This is a genomic window from Lutispora sp. QWL-02 (assembly GCF_058315355.1).
Genome location: NZ_CM177762.1, coordinates 2,191,617 through 2,206,182 on the forward strand (window position 1 = coordinate 2,191,617; position 14,566 = coordinate 2,206,182).

Here is a 14,566-nt window from a genome sequence, read left to right on the forward strand (position 1 = left end):
TAATGGATAAATTAAGAGATTGTTTCGATGAAATGGTGGTATACAAAGACCTGAAGCAGAATAGCACTTTTAAGGCTTTGAAGCTACCCTCCTTTTTGCGGGATTGGGTTCTCAAAAAATTTGAAGATGAAGATGGACATTTTGATGTTGATGAATTGTCCAGCTTTGTTGAAGCCTATATGCCCAAGAAGGAAGAATGGCTGAAGATAAAAAATCGAATCATCGTTGAAAATGAACGTGTTAAGATACTTACAAAGATTTCGATTGATATTGACATTAAGACCGAGGAGATTACTTTCAGTCTTCCGGACTTTGGATTGTCGAACAAGGAAACTGTTATAGAGCCCCACATTTGGGATACATTTAAAAAAGAATTGGTTAAAGGTCATGAAACATGGGGAATCGTGGAACTTGGGTACAGACAGCCAGATGATTCTGCAAAACCAAAAATCCCGGGAAAGATAATGTTAACAGGCTTCACCGACTTCTGTCCGTATTCGATTGACATGGATTTCTATAAAGATGTTCGTTCAGAATTTACTACTGACGAATGGATCGATATTCTTCTCGGTGCAATGGATTATAACGCCGAAGGGTATGCCAACGAAGAACAGAAGCTAGCCATGCTTACTCGTCTTCTTCCTTTCGTAGAAAAAAATTTAAATTTGATTGAGTTAGCGCCTAAGGGTACAGGGAAATCCTATGTGTATGGGAATATTAGCAAATACGGGCTTCTTACAGACGGTGGTAAAGTGTCAAGAGCAAAAATGTTTTATGATACCGCCAGAAAAACTCTTGGCTATATTACTGGACATGATTATGTCGCGATTGATGAGGTAAAGCTGGTTCAATTTAGCGATGTGAATGAAATGCGCTCTATTCTCCAGGGATATATGGAAAAAGGCAGATGCGATGTCAACGGCTTCGAGGTGGCATCCGATGCAGGCATTGTCTTCCTCGGAAACATTGAAACTGATAACATGGATGAGTATAGGAATATGCTTACCGAGTTGCCTTCACTTTTTCAAGAAAGCGCAATGGTAGACAGAATTCACGGATTTATAAAAGGTTGGGACATTCCACCTATGCAGCCCGGCTTAAAAGTGTCCGGCTGGGCGCTTAATACAGAGTATTTCTGTACAATACTGCACGCTCTTCGCGATGATATAACATATCGTGCCATTGTAGAACAGCTTGTTGAAGTATCTGATAATGGTTATGAAAGGCATATTGAAGCTGTGAAGCGCATTGCAACCGCATATCTGAAATTGCTATTTCCGAATGTCAGAAGTGTTAAGGATATTAATGCGAAAAAATTTCAACAATACTGCTTACGTCCTGCTGTAAGGATGCGTGGTATTATTCAAAAACAGCTTGCTATTCTTGACAAGGAGTATGCAAAGGAAGAAAAGCAGATGCCGACATTTTCTCTAAGGGAGGTAAGTGATGAGGATTAATTGTGTCATTTGTGGTAAAGAGGATCTCGATAAGGACGCAATTGGGATAAATAAAAAACTCTTGGGTATAGATATAACCAATTTTTATTGTATGGAGTGTTTGGCTGAATATCTTGGCTGTACGGTGCAGGAACTTCTTGATAAAATCCAGGATTTCAAAGATGAAGGTTGTACGCTTTTCAAGTGAGGTGGTCATAGATGATTTATGCCGATAACGCGGCAACAACACAACTAAATAAAGCTGCCTTTGAAGCGATGATGCCGTGGCTGATCGATGAATACGGTAACGCATCACAGCCCTATTCTTTTTCAAGGAAACCTAAAAAAGCCCTCGCAGAAGCAAGGGATATTATAGCTGAATGTATTAATGCGCAGCCAGAGGAGATTATCTTTACTTCCGGTGGCACTGAAAGCGACAACTGGGCAATCAAAGGATCAGCTTTCGCTGACTCCAATAAGCGAGCTACGATAACATCTGCATTTGAGCATCATGCCGTGCTACATTCATGCGCCGCAATTGAGAAACTCGGATACCCCGTTGCCTATCTTATGCCGACAGTGACAGGCATCATTACGCCTGATTCGCTGAGCAATATGATTTGTGATTCCACGCGACTCGTGTCGATAATGTTTGCAAATAATGAAATTGGTACAATTCAGCCGATTAAAGAACTCTGTGATGTAGCTCACGCTCATGGCGCATTATTTCACACGGATGCTGTACAAGCCGTCGGTCATATTAAAATTGATGTCCGGGAACTCGGTGTCGATATGCTATCGGCATCTGCGCATAAGTTTAACGGTCCTAAAGGAATTGGTTTCCTTTACATACGCAAAGGGACAGAAATTACTTCATATGTAGATGGCGGTGCACAGGAAAAATCGCGTCGAGCTGGCACAGAGAATATCGCATCCATAGTAGGAATGGCAGTTGCACTGAAGGAAAACTGTGATTGTTTGGATGATCATTCGACAAGCATCTGTACGCTGGAACATCAGCTGCTTAGTATGCTCTCCGATGCGCATATCTCGTATATACGCAATGGTGGAGACAAAACGCTTCCCGGATTGATTAGTTTGTCCTTTGCTGGTGCTGACGGCGAAGCAATTCTTCATCGCATGGACTTGGCTGGTATTTGCATATCCACAGGGTCTGCATGTAATAGTGAGAGCACAGAAATATCACATGTGCTTAAGGCTATCGGCTTGGATGAGAAACATGCAAAGGGTACAATTCGTATATCTCTTGGAAAGAATAACACTGCTGATGATGTTAATACCATCGCAGCTACATTGATGAAAATATTGAAGTAATATGATTGTGACCTAGTGACAGACTATTGACACTGACCCATCTAATCTTTGCATCCCTCTATGTGGTGCGAAGGTGTTGGAGTTGGCGAGATTTGAACATGCATTGACTTATTCCCGCGAACGGGCAAAAGCTGTTGAACTGTTCCCGCGAACAGATAGTACCCATCAAATCCAGTATCGACCTATTTCCGCGAACGGACAAAATGAAAAATACAGACCAGACATCGAGGTGAGCCTATCGTTCCATACGGAAGCCGTAATCCTGTTAGAACCTGAGACGTTGATAAACTATAAAAAAGAAAACTAGCCGTATATATCGATACTATGGCAAGTTTATGATTTACAAAAGGGTATAAGAAAATGCAAATTATGAAGGCATTAAGGCGAATCCGCCACAATTAGAATTCAAGTTTGTTTATATTAAACATTTGGAGATGAATATATGACTTACGAAGAGTATGAAAAATTATGCAAACAACAACACGAAAAGAACTAAGAATACCTTAATGTGTTTGAATAGAGATTTAATTCAATCAGGTTTAGCTCAAAAGACAATAAGAAAACATCTTATTAATGTGGATTTAGAATAGATATTTATTTAGGTTATTTTTTCATTCGCAAGTGTATGTGGTCGACGTCAGGCACTATAAAAACAACAGCAGCGAGTATAAAGAAGTTTTTATAGAAGCATGAATGAGCATGGTTACATTTTTAAAGACGATTATACGAATTTATGTGATATCATTAAAGAAAATATAAAAATCTGGCAGGACGACTGTGAGGCATATAATAATTACTATTAAATCTCATTTGAATATCCCGATATGATATAGTAATAAAATACTTCAGAGGACAGGAGAGGGAATATATGATAGGAGAAAAGGCAAAGAAAATTTTTGAACAATATAACCGCGCGTCAGATATCGTCCGTTGCCCAAACGGAAGGGCAGTTACCCGCAAGCTGCTTGATTCTTATGCAAGGGCTGCGGTAAACCTATATGGCATTATAAGCCGTGAAGACTTTGTTGATATCTTCAACAAACAAAACATCGACCAGACGACCGGCGAAGAGATTTATATTCTCCTTCTGCCGCTTGTGTTAAAAGATGGCTGGTACTGTTTTTATAAAGAATACATTGTTCATTATTTATTTTTTGACAACTTTGACCACGCAGATTATTTGCTGAAGCACCAAGCGGACAAGCCACGCTACATACCCAAAAAAGACGAATTTCTCAAATACATAATTGAAGATTATGCGGATAACGACCACTGGTGTAATGTACGTCGTTTTATGTTTGACGTTTTTGGCTACAGTAAAAATACCTCGAAAGGCTATGAGAAAGTTAGGAGTTATATAACTTACGGTGACGGGATAAGTGAATTGGGGTCCATTCTGGACAGCCATAATCTCATATTTGACGGTGAAAAACAGCTGCAGGAGTTTATAAATCTTATTATGATTGCAAAGAACAACACACGCATTTGGGAAAACAACGGGTACACACCGTCCGAGCTTCACGAGATTATTAGGAAACGTAATGAAAATATTGTTAAATTTCCAACATTGCAAAGACCGCAAGTTGGGCGTAATGACCCATGCCCGTGCGGAAGCGGAAAGAAATACAAGAAATGTTGTGCCATGGTTGACGATACAAAATCGGCACAGTTAAACTCTGAGGAATGCAGACTTTTCTATGAGACGTGGTATGGCTTAATGGGCTTTGTCAATGAACAAATGGGTGTAATTAAAGCCAAAATCAAGTCGGAATATCCTAACGTCGTCAACGATATGATGGTGCACAAAGTCAGAGAAGTACTGTGGAAAAAGCCGGAACTGATAGACGAATATATCAATGAAACAGAACTTCCGCAAGAGAAAATCGACATTCTGAAGCTGTGGAGAACAAAACATAAAAAAGGGATGTTCTTTATTTTGGAGTATCGTCCCGAATACGCCGTTATGCTCGCTTCGGATGAACAAGGCGAAGACAGACTTTATGGGATAAAAGGGATAAGTAATTCGGTAGCAAACACGTTGCGACGGGGCTTGCCCGCTCAAATTGAAACGGTTTTGCTTCCATTCAAAGGCAAGATTATCTACGACAGCTTTATAAGTTCCATGTCTATAGGATTTGGGGAAGGTGCAAAGGCGGCTTTCCGTGAGATGTATGATAATGCGATAGAACACGGGATTATTACAAGTTTGGAATGAAATTTGGAGTGAAAGTGATGTCATGAATAAAAGTGAACATCTGTAATATTAAAATAGAGAAAGGGGAAGTTTCATGACGGATAAAACTAGCCCGGAGAAGGCAGCTAAAGAATTGACCATACTGCTTATGTATTTGACAAGATTCAATGAACAAAGTCGTTTCGAGTCAGATTTGGATATGGCATGGAAGGGATATGATTTTGACATTATTAATGAACTTGATAAAGAAGGCTATATACGGCAGGGAAGCCACCGCTCCAAGTCGGTGGCAATTACAGATGAGGGTATGAAATTGTCAAGGGAATTATTGACTAAATATAATATATCTGATTGGAAGTAAAAATCTCCAAATGTGTATATAGGCTCGGATTTTAGAAATCCACCCTTCAGCCAAGGGATTACCAGGCTTTGTCAGCATCTTTTTTGTCTACTCAAGGCATACCCTTTGAGAAAAACACTGAAATCAAGCTGCCAATGTGAAGTGACGGGTGTTTATGAAGGTTTAGGAAGGCTTAGAAAAGGTTGAAGGGTGAAGAAATAGTAGTCTGTCACGAAGACAAATTAGAATTAGTTCATTGGTTTAGGGATAGTAGATTAAAAAATATTATTAGCATGATGTACTTTACATTTAAATACACCTACTGCAAAGAATGTCTTTCAACTCTTTGATATAATCCTTACACAAGGTGAGGCTATGGATTGGCAGAAGCGCATGAACCGAGCTATGGAATATATTGAAAACAATCTTTCTAGCAAGATAGACTATTACGTAGCAGAGCAATTTATGAACTGCTCTGAATCAGTTTCACTTCCGGGCGGCGACAGAAGCAGGCATTTCCATAGTGCCGCCGCTTACTATGAACCTCCAGGCAGGCGTAAAAGTAGTAGAAACATTGGACGGGGATTTCGACCTGACATTAGGCTTAAGAGGCATCAGCCTTGTGGGTATCCTCAGTATAAGGAAAATACCCAAGCTTACAATAAAAGCAGCTGCAAAAGCCGAAGGCAAAACAACATTTAAAGACAGCGATAAAATATCACAATATGCAAAAGAAGCAATTGAGAACTTCAGTCTCAGCAAAATTATAAACGGATACGATGACGGAAGCTTCAAGCCCCAAAACAGTATAAAAAGAGAAGAAGCTGCTAAGATACTCTTCGAATGGATAAATAAAGCTTTGATACAATAGTAAGAGGACTGCTCAAACAGGCAAAGCTCATCTAAAAATACAGAGCCGCAATAAAAATGAATTCGCCCTCACAGCTATTTCAGTATATAAGAGTTATGGGAGTTACTGTGCCAGTGAAATCTCCGAAAAACGAAAGTTCCTAAATAAATATGCAATGCAAAAAAATAATTATTCAGTAGAAGGGGTTTAGGTAAGCTTAAACCCCTTCTACTGTAGAGGTTTGAGATAGAATAAATACAGATGTAGCAGCTTTATCTTAAGACTGATATCGAGCTTCAGACAAATAACAAGTATCGTGAAGCTTTTGCATAAAGGAAGGCGATTGGAAGTTCCGTTAAGGTATGATGCGATTTTGAGAGATATGAAAAGGAATGATACGCAAGCATTCGAAGAAGCCAGCAACAATAGATTCAAGGTAGAAAGAAGATTTGCGACGATGGTAAGGACCCATGCGCTTAGAAGGTGCAGATACTTAAGGCTCAAAGGTGCAAAAGTTCATATAATGCTGGCAAACATGGCATGCAATATAGTAAGTATGGTAAACTTGATTTACCCTCCTAGCGATGCTATACCGCAAATATAGAAAGAGCCCCAGTTACGGAGCTTAATAAATCAAGATAAATACAGTATATAAACACTACTGTACATTTATTGTGATATATTGCTAATATTAAGATTAGCAGTTGTATAATCATACAGTGCTAGGAAATTGACAAAATTATTTTATTTATGATAAAATTATTTGTACTTAGTTAATTAAAGGAGGACATTCTATCTATGTATTCTGTTCGTTTAAGATAAGCTGGCAATGAAAAAGCGGTAATTTCATCCACAACGGTGGGCTTTTTTGTTGTGCTTATTTTACGAATTGAGACATAGATACGGGTAAAGTGTAACCATTTGAGGTTATATGTTTTTTGCCAATGTCTTTTTACGTTAAAATGCAGACTAAAAGCTCGCACTGTGGATTTTAGTCTGCATTTTTTATTGCCTATAAACAGAAATAAACCAAAAACAAAAAGGCAAGGAGAAAACAGATATGATAAATAGAACTTCAAAATGGAAACGAGATTTTTTTACGATATGGACAGGACAGGCAATTTCGCTTATCACTAGTGCCATCCTGCAAATGGCGATAATTTTTTATCTTACAGAAAAAACAGGATCAGCGATGGTGCTATCAATTGCTTCGTTAGTTGGGTTTCTGCCATATGCAGTCTTTGGGCCTATGATAGGAGTATTAGTTGACCGCTATGACAGAAAAAAGATAATGATTGGCGCTGATTTAATTATTGCCGCAGGTGGTGCAGCACTGGCTATGATCGCCCTATATATGGAACTGCCAGTTTGGATGGTTATGGCAGTATTGTTTATCCGGAGCATTGGGACAGCTTTCCATTCCCCGGCACTAAGTGCGGTTATGCCTCTTTTAGTACCAGAAGAACAGCTAACCAAATGTGCAGGCTACAGCCAATCCCTGCAGTCCATAAGCTATATTCTTAGTCCAGTTGCTGCGGCGTTTTTATATTCTGTTTGGGAACTAAATGCGATTATAGCCGTTGATGTCCTAGGTGCCGTGATTGCATGTATCACTTTAGCGTTTGTACGTATTCCCAAGCTGAGTATCGACGAACAAAGCTTGAATCGGAATTTTATAAAAGAGATGAAAGAAGGATTAATTGCTTTGAAAGAAAACAGAGGATTATTTGCATTGCTGCTTATAGGCACGCTATATATGTTTGTTTATATGCCAATCAATGCGCTTTATCCTTTAATCACCATGGAATATTTTGATGGAACACCGATACATGTCTCTATTACCGAAATTGCCTATGCCTCTGGTATGCTGATAGGTGGTTTGCTACTGGGACAGTTCGGCAGCTTTAAAAAGCGAATTGCATTAATAACGGCATCTATTTTTATGATGGGAGTCAGTTTGACTATTTCAGGGTTACTTCCCTCAAGCGGATTTGTGATATTTGTAGTCTGCTGTGTAATTATGGGCCTTTCAGTTCCGTTTTACAGCGGTGTTCAAACAGCTCTTTTTCAGGAGAAAATTAAGCCTGAATATTTGGGGCGTGTGTTTTCTCTGACGGGAAGCATTATATCACTTGCCATGCCTATTGGATTAATCCTTTCAGGAGCATTTGCTGATAGAATCGGCGTAAATTATTGGTTTCTAATATCAGGTATTTTAATTATCGGCATTGCTACAATTTGTCCGCTGGTGAACGATATTAGGAAATTAGATTAAATCGCGAAGATAGTATCTCAATTTCTCCTAAGGCTGAAATAGGTTACTTTGCCCAAAATGGTTATAAGTACAACCGTAATAAGGAGGTCATGGAATTTATGGAGGAGGATTGTGATTACAATGTGTCAGAAATCCGTTCAGTACTTGCCTCCATGGGTTTTGTGCAAAATGATATTGGAAAAAGGTTATCTGTTTTAAGCGGCGGTGAAATTATTAAATTGCTGCTGGCAAAAATGCTTATGGATAGGTATAATATCTTGTTAATGGACGAACCGAGCAATTTCCTTGACCTGCCAAGTTTAGAGGCTTTGGAAATGCTGATGAAAGGGTATGCTGGAACTATAGTGTTTATCACCCATGACAAACGGCTGCTTGATAATGTGGCTGATGTGATTTATGAAATCAAAGATAAGAGATTGAACTTAATCCGATAAAATATGTAAGAGATGAAAAAGGAGGAAGCATTCTATGGCTGGACCAGATAAGAAAAAACTTTATCCGAATGAAAATATAAAGACGGTTTGCTATATAAGCAATCTACCTAAAAGACCCAATATTGAGATTGGAGATTATACTTATTATAGCGATAATAAAAAATCTCCAGAGAAATTTTATGATAACATAGAGCACCACTACGAATTCCTGGGGGATAAGCTCATTATAGGCAAGTTCTGTGCAATTGCAGAGGGTGTTAAGTTTATTATGAATGGGGCAAACCACAGAATGGATGGAATTACAACCTATCCGTTTAACATCTTTGGCTGTGGTTGGGAAAAGGTTACCCCCACAATAGAACAGCTGCCTTTCAAGGGGGACACAGTGATCGGCAATGATGTTTGGATAGGCCAAAATGTTACTATCATGCCGGGTGTTAAAGTTGGTGATGGTGCTATTATTGCTGCTAACTCAACTGTAACAAAAAATATTGAGCCTTATGCAATATATGGTGGTAATCCAGCTAAATTTATTAAGAAAAGATTCAGTGATGAAAAAGTTGAGTTCTTACTAAAGCTTCAATGGTGGAACTGGGACGAAGAGAAGATATTCGATAATCTTGAAAAGTTAACATCCGAAGGCAGTATAAATCAGTTAATGAAATAATACATGGCTCAATTGTGAAATAGGGTATCCGGCATATGAATCAAAACTGGCTGACCCTAGAAAGGATACAATTCGTATTATTCTCTAGCAAAACATGAAATACAGAAGCATAAAAGGAGGTATTAGCTATGCTGATAGATAAAATCGTTGAATCAATATCGACAGTGCAGGGTGTAAAGGCTATTGCTCTTGGTGGTTCTCAAAGCAGGGGCGAAGCGGATATACAGTCCGATTATGACATTGGGGTTTATTATGATGCAGATACATTGGATATAACTGCCCTTGAACAACGTTTGAAAGAATTGGACGATGGTCATAAAGATGACCTATTAAACCCCCTGGGTCAATGGGGGCCGTGGATTAATGGAGGTGCCTGGATTACCTTCAATGATATGCCCGTTGATATACTTCTCCGCGACATAAAAAGAGTTGAAGCAGTATTGCAGGACTGCATTGAAGGAAACATAACAATCGATTACCAGTGTGGACATCCATTCGGTTTTGTAAACACCATTTACGCTGCCGAAACTCATTACTGTAAGCCACTTTGGCAAGATAAATCTGAGCCTCTTAACAGGCTGAAAGCTCTGCTTTACTCAAAAGGTGAATATTCGCCTCAAATGAGGGAAGCTGTGGTAAAGAAATTCTTGTGGGAGGCATGGTTTTCTCTTACTTGCGGACGCAAGGCAGCATTTAAGGGCGATATTAACTACGCTATGGGTTCAGTGTTTAGGGCGGTTTGCTCTTGGGTTGAAGTATTGTATGCCTTAAATAACCGCTACTTAATGAATGAAAAAGGAGCACTAAAATGGGTAGATGCTTTTGAAATGAAACCGATCGATATGGAAGTAAGAGTTAGGACTGTTTACAAGTTTTTTGCAGATGGGGATGCAGAAAAAGCTTATCAAGTTTTGGATGAGTTGCATGGTGAGGTTGAGGGTCTGACTAATGAAATACAACCAATTCTACTGGAATAAGATAAGTCATCCAACTATGATATAATTATTTTCAAAGGAAGTGATGCAAATGATAATCAGTCAAAAGATTGCAGATACCCATACAAATAAAAGATAAAAATATTAATTTGTATGGGAGAAATTAAAAATGAAACAGAATAAATATGATGACAAAATGTTCTTTGAGAAATACAGCAAAATGGATCGCTCAACAAAAGGGCTTGCAGGTGCGGGCGAATGGAAAACACTCCAAAAGTTACTTCCTGATTTTAAGGATAAGCGCGTACTGGATTTAGGCTGCGGATTCGGCTGGCATTGTCAATATGCCATCGAGCATGGTGCCAAGGCCGTCACAGGAGTTGATATTTCCGAAAAAATGCTGACGGTTGCAAAAGAGAAAACAGATTCGAAAATTCGCTATATCCAGATGCCTATTGAAGATATCGCTTTTGGTGAAAACTCATTTGACGCAGTAATTAGTTCGCTTGCTTTTCACTATATTGAATCCTTTGAACAAATTGTAGAGAGGGTTTCTGGCTGCCTTATACCTGATGGAGATTTTGTTTTCTCTGTTGAGCACCCGGTTTTTACTGCATACGGAAACCAGGATTGGTATTATGATGAAAACGGAAATATACTTCACTTTCCGGTTGATAATTATTTTTTTGAAGGCAAAAGAACCGCAAACTTTCTTGGAGAAAAAGTGATCAAATATCATAAAACGCTTACAACCTATTTGAATGATTTGATACAGGGAGGCTTTGAATTAACCGGGATTGTAGAACCTCAGCCATCAGAATATTTACTTCATACAGTTAGAGGGATGGAAGATGAGCTTCGCAGACCCATGATGCTGATAATCTCAGCTAAGAAAAAATAGTTTATAGCATGAGGCTTGTATACAGTCTATATAAGCCTCATGCTATGGTTTTCGTTTAAGGCCACATTCCGTTTATTATTTATATTATTCAAAAACTGCAGACCGGAGGAAGGTATGCTAATGCATGTTAGTAGAAAATTGCGAATTGAATGGAGGATATTATGATAGGAAAGTATAAAATAATAACTTTGTGCGGGAGTACAAGGTTTAAAGATGAGTTCTTGAAAGTGCAAAAACAATTAACTCTAGAAGGGAATATAATTATTTCAGTAGGATTTTTTGAACATGCTGATGGTGAGTTTGAAAATGTTATCACTCCTGAAATTAAAGTAATGCTTGACGATATACATAAAAGAAAAATCGATATGTCTGATGAAATTTATGTGATTAATAAAAATGGTTATATAGGCGAAAGTACAAAAGGTGAAATAGAATACGCTATAAAGACTGGGAAAAGGGTTGATTATTTAGAGTACCATAATGCTTAGTCTGTTTCGCAATATTTATATAAAGCGAACAAGGCAAGCACAGTTTAGGATATGCTTGCTTTTTTGCTCATACAGTTTAAACTGGATAAGGAATTCTCATGCAAAATTTGTGGCAGCGTTTTAGAAATATGATGCACCACACATATCCTTATCTATTGAGGAATGTTGAAATTACTCACCCCAATCAAGTATGGGGAGTGGATATAACTTATCTACCCATGAAAAATGGATGGATGTACATGTTTGCAGTAATAGACTGGTATTCCCGCTGCATAGTCGCCTGGGAATTATCCAATACCTTAGATACAGCCTTTATTACAAGATGCCTTATGAAAGCATTCTCTAAAGCTAAGCCTCAGATAATAAACAGCCATTAGGGCTGTCAGTTTACCAGCAATAAATATATCGAGTTGCTCAAATCTAACAATATCAATATAAGCATGGATGGCAGAACATGAAGAGATGTGCATGGTATGCTCTCTGGGGCAAAGCCAAAGTCATTCATCGCTTGCTCCTTTGGCAACAAACCATGCACATAGAGGCTTCGTGTCAAGTCAAACGGCCGCTACAATAGTTATACTTCTTTAACTTTACCTGTAAAATTACACTATAAAACGAGGCATATTACATAACTTAAATTCTGAAAAAATATGTCTTGACAACAGGGTGCATTAAAACCTTAATAATATGAGTCGACTATACTGTGCACAGATTGTCGGATGGGTAAGCGCATCCTTTGATAATATCGATGATGAAAGGAGGTTGTTTGATGGATTCGTTAAGTAGTATGAATAAAGCCTTGTCATATATTGAAGAGCACCTAACGGAGGATATTGATTATAGTGAAGTATCAAAAATAGCTTACTGCTCAGAGTATCATTTTAAAAGGATGTTTTCTTTTTTATCAGGAATTGGTTTGTCAGAATATATTCGAAGAAGGAGACTAACGCTGGCTGCCCTTGATTTGAAAGATACAAATTTGAGAATAATAGATGTTGCTGTCAAATATGGTTATGATTCAGCTGATTCATTCTCCCGTGCTTTTCATTCTATGCATGGTATTCTTCCTTCTGAAGCAAGAAGTGAGAATACACAGTTAAAAGCCTATCCTAGAATGACCTTTCAATTATCAATTAAAGGAGGATGCGAAATGAATTATCGTATTGTTGAGAAAGGACCTTTTAAGTTAGTAGGATTTAAGAAGAGAGTCCCAATTATTTTTGAAGGTGTCAATCCAGAGATTGCAAAAATGACTGAACTTTTAACCCCTGAGGTTATTAATGAATTAAAAGCACTTTCAAATGTAGAACCAACAGGGATTATTAGTGCATCTACTAACTTCTCGGAAGGAAGAATGGAAGAAAAGGGTAAGCTGGATCATTATATCGGTATAGCAACTTCAAGTGATGAAACAGCAGAATTCGATGTATTGAGAATAGAAGCCAGTACCTGGGCAGTTTTCGAATCCATTGGATCATTCCCGGAAACACTTCAAAATGTATGGGGAAGGATATACTCAGAGTGGTTTCCATCTTCAGGATATGAAGCAGTTGAAGGTCCTGAAATTTTATGGAACGAGAGTCCAGACACTGGAAATCCAAAGTATCGAAGCGAAATCTGGATTCCAGTAAAGAAAAAAGAATATTAGTTACATCAATGTTTATGATTGAGGGCGCTCCTAGTTAGAGTGCCCTTTTCGTAAACAATGCGAGCGAGGGTGGATATGTTTCCGGGAACGGACATACTCAAATGACATTTATTCTGTCCTCTCGAGCCATGTGGAGTGCGTGCGTAATTCTTGGATTGGCTTACATGGCTTATATGAGAGAGGCGAGCATTACCCTACTGCTGGTGATTCATGTAACATTTCCCTTGTTGCAAGGCATCATAATCTTTCTAAAACTACTGTGTACGGTTGGATAAAAGCTGGGGTCAGTTCAGCAGACCCTCATTATTTTCACTTTTTCAAGCCGTACAGCAGTATTTTAAAGTGGTCCATAACTTGCTCCTTCAAATCGAAATCGGGATAACGAATACACCATTCAAAGGTAATACCTCTGATAGATAGAATCAAGTGTTTTGCCAGAGAATCAACAGGTAAGTCTTCTCTTATCTCTCCCTGACGAACTCCTCTTTCCAATACTTCGGTAAACATTTTATAGAGCTCCCTGTTATAGCTCATAGCAGATTCTGTGTTGATAGTTTTTGTTAAGTGGGCTTTATAGAGTATCCTCATATTTTCAAATCCAATATTTATAACTATAAAATCGGAGATTTTTTCTGTCAAAAGAATAAGAATATCAAGGGCGGACTTACTGTCGGAATGAGTTATCAAAAAGGATTTATAATCTATATCTGCTATGTTTGTGTAATCATTGACCAAAGCAGCTGCCAGAGCGTCCTTGGATTCAAAGTGCACATAAAAAGCACCTTTGGATACTGCTGCAGCTTCTACGATTGAATCCACGCTTACATTTTCAAATCCATGTTTTATAACTAATTGCCGGGCGGCTTCATAAATTTTCTTTTTTGTTTCGATCGCCTGTAGTTTTCTTTTGCTCATGCTTTCTTTTTTCATCTTTTTTCTCCTTGTAAAATTGACTTTTATATGCAAACACAATATAATGACTATAGTATGTGACTAAAGTCATTAAAGCTATCAAAAATAATTATACCATATATTTTATATTTTTTGTAGCCATGTTTCTATA

At 38.3% G+C, this 14,566-nt stretch carries 14 protein-coding genes and 2 pseudogenes; 15 read left to right on the forward strand and 1 reads right to left on the reverse strand.

Going from position 1 to position 14,566, the window contains the following annotated elements; genetic code table 11:
• Positions 1 to 2: 2 nt before the first annotated feature.
• The 15 genes and pseudogenes from brxL to AC4HCY_RS10250 all read left to right on the forward strand — a co-directional run bounded on the left by brxL (position 3) and on the right by AC4HCY_RS10250 (position 13,503).
• A complete protein-coding gene (gene brxL, locus AC4HCY_RS10180; protein ID WP_491096034.1) occupies positions 3 to 1,457 on the forward strand; it encodes a BREX system Lon protease-like protein BrxL in 1,455 nt (484 codons plus the stop codon).
• On the forward strand, positions 1,447 to 1,644 hold the full coding sequence (locus tag AC4HCY_RS10185) for a hypothetical protein (RefSeq protein ID WP_491096035.1): 198 nt from the start codon (positions 1,447 to 1,449) through the stop codon (positions 1,642 to 1,644). The genes brxL and AC4HCY_RS10185 overlap by 11 nt, the downstream gene beginning before the upstream one ends.
• Before the next feature lie 11 nt (positions 1,645 to 1,655).
• Positions 1,656 to 2,771 (forward strand): cysteine desulfurase family protein, encoded by a 1,116-nt coding sequence (locus tag AC4HCY_RS10190; RefSeq protein WP_491096036.1) that lies wholly within the window; start codon positions 1,656 to 1,658, stop codon positions 2,769 to 2,771.
• A gap of 868 nt (positions 2,772 to 3,639) precedes the next feature.
• Positions 3,640 to 4,986: an SEC-C metal-binding domain-containing protein gene (locus AC4HCY_RS10195; RefSeq protein ID WP_491096037.1), complete on the forward strand. Its 1,347-nt coding sequence runs from the start codon at positions 3,640 to 3,642 to the stop codon at positions 4,984 to 4,986.
• Positions 4,987 to 5,059: 73 nt separating this feature from the next.
• Entirely contained in the window at positions 5,060 to 5,326 is a 267-nt protein-coding gene (locus AC4HCY_RS10200; RefSeq protein ID WP_491096038.1) for a DUF6429 family protein, read from the forward strand.
• A 502-nt stretch (positions 5,327 to 5,828) separates the two neighbouring features.
• On the forward strand, positions 5,829 to 6,176 hold the full coding sequence (locus AC4HCY_RS10205; protein WP_491096039.1) for an S-layer homology domain-containing protein: 348 nt from the start codon (positions 5,829 to 5,831) through the stop codon (positions 6,174 to 6,176).
• 322 nt (positions 6,177 to 6,498) lie between these two features.
• Positions 6,499 to 6,759: a transposase gene (locus tag AC4HCY_RS10210; protein ID WP_323434146.1), complete on the forward strand. Its 261-nt coding sequence runs from the start codon at positions 6,499 to 6,501 to the stop codon at positions 6,757 to 6,759.
• A 456-nt stretch (positions 6,760 to 7,215) separates the two neighbouring features.
• Complete coding sequence (gene mef(A), locus AC4HCY_RS10215; protein WP_491096040.1) at positions 7,216 to 8,430, forward strand: macrolide efflux MFS transporter Mef(A); 1,215 nt, start codon at positions 7,216 to 7,218, stop codon at positions 8,428 to 8,430.
• A pseudogene (locus tag AC4HCY_RS10220) lies at positions 8,427 to 8,864 on the forward strand (ATP-binding cassette domain-containing protein); the annotation flags it as partial. The gene mef(A) and the pseudogene AC4HCY_RS10220, both read left to right, overlap by 4 nt.
• 34 nt (positions 8,865 to 8,898) lie before the next feature.
• Positions 8,899 to 9,531 (forward strand): Vat family streptogramin A O-acetyltransferase, encoded by a 633-nt coding sequence (locus AC4HCY_RS10225; protein ID WP_491096041.1) that lies wholly within the window; start codon positions 8,899 to 8,901, stop codon positions 9,529 to 9,531.
• 128 nt (positions 9,532 to 9,659) lie between these two features.
• The gene (locus tag AC4HCY_RS10230) at positions 9,660 to 10,508 is read left to right on the forward strand and encodes a nucleotidyltransferase domain-containing protein (RefSeq protein ID WP_323432423.1); all 849 of its coding nucleotides are present in this window, start codon (positions 9,660 to 9,662) and stop codon (positions 10,506 to 10,508) included.
• 127 nt (positions 10,509 to 10,635) lie between these two features.
• The gene (locus tag AC4HCY_RS10235) at positions 10,636 to 11,367 is read left to right on the forward strand and encodes a class I SAM-dependent methyltransferase (protein ID WP_323432422.1); all 732 of its coding nucleotides are present in this window, start codon (positions 10,636 to 10,638) and stop codon (positions 11,365 to 11,367) included.
• Positions 11,368 to 11,528: 161 nt separating this feature from the next.
• On the forward strand, positions 11,529 to 11,855 hold the full coding sequence (locus AC4HCY_RS10240; RefSeq protein ID WP_491096042.1) for a hypothetical protein: 327 nt from the start codon (positions 11,529 to 11,531) through the stop codon (positions 11,853 to 11,855).
• A gap of 143 nt (positions 11,856 to 11,998) precedes the next feature.
• Positions 11,999 to 12,307 (forward strand): annotated as a pseudogene (locus tag AC4HCY_RS10245) (transposase); the annotation flags it as partial.
• Between the two features lie 317 nt (positions 12,308 to 12,624).
• Entirely contained in the window at positions 12,625 to 13,503 is an 879-nt protein-coding gene (locus AC4HCY_RS10250) for an AraC family transcriptional regulator (RefSeq protein ID WP_491096043.1), read from the forward strand.
• Between the two features lie 309 nt (positions 13,504 to 13,812).
• Here the strand turns inward: AC4HCY_RS10250 and AC4HCY_RS10255 are convergent, their stop codons facing one another.
• On the reverse strand, positions 13,813 to 14,433 hold the full coding sequence (locus tag AC4HCY_RS10255; RefSeq protein ID WP_323431722.1) for a TetR/AcrR family transcriptional regulator: 621 nt from the start codon (positions 14,431 to 14,433) through the stop codon (positions 13,813 to 13,815).
• Positions 14,434 to 14,566 lie beyond the last annotated feature (133 nt).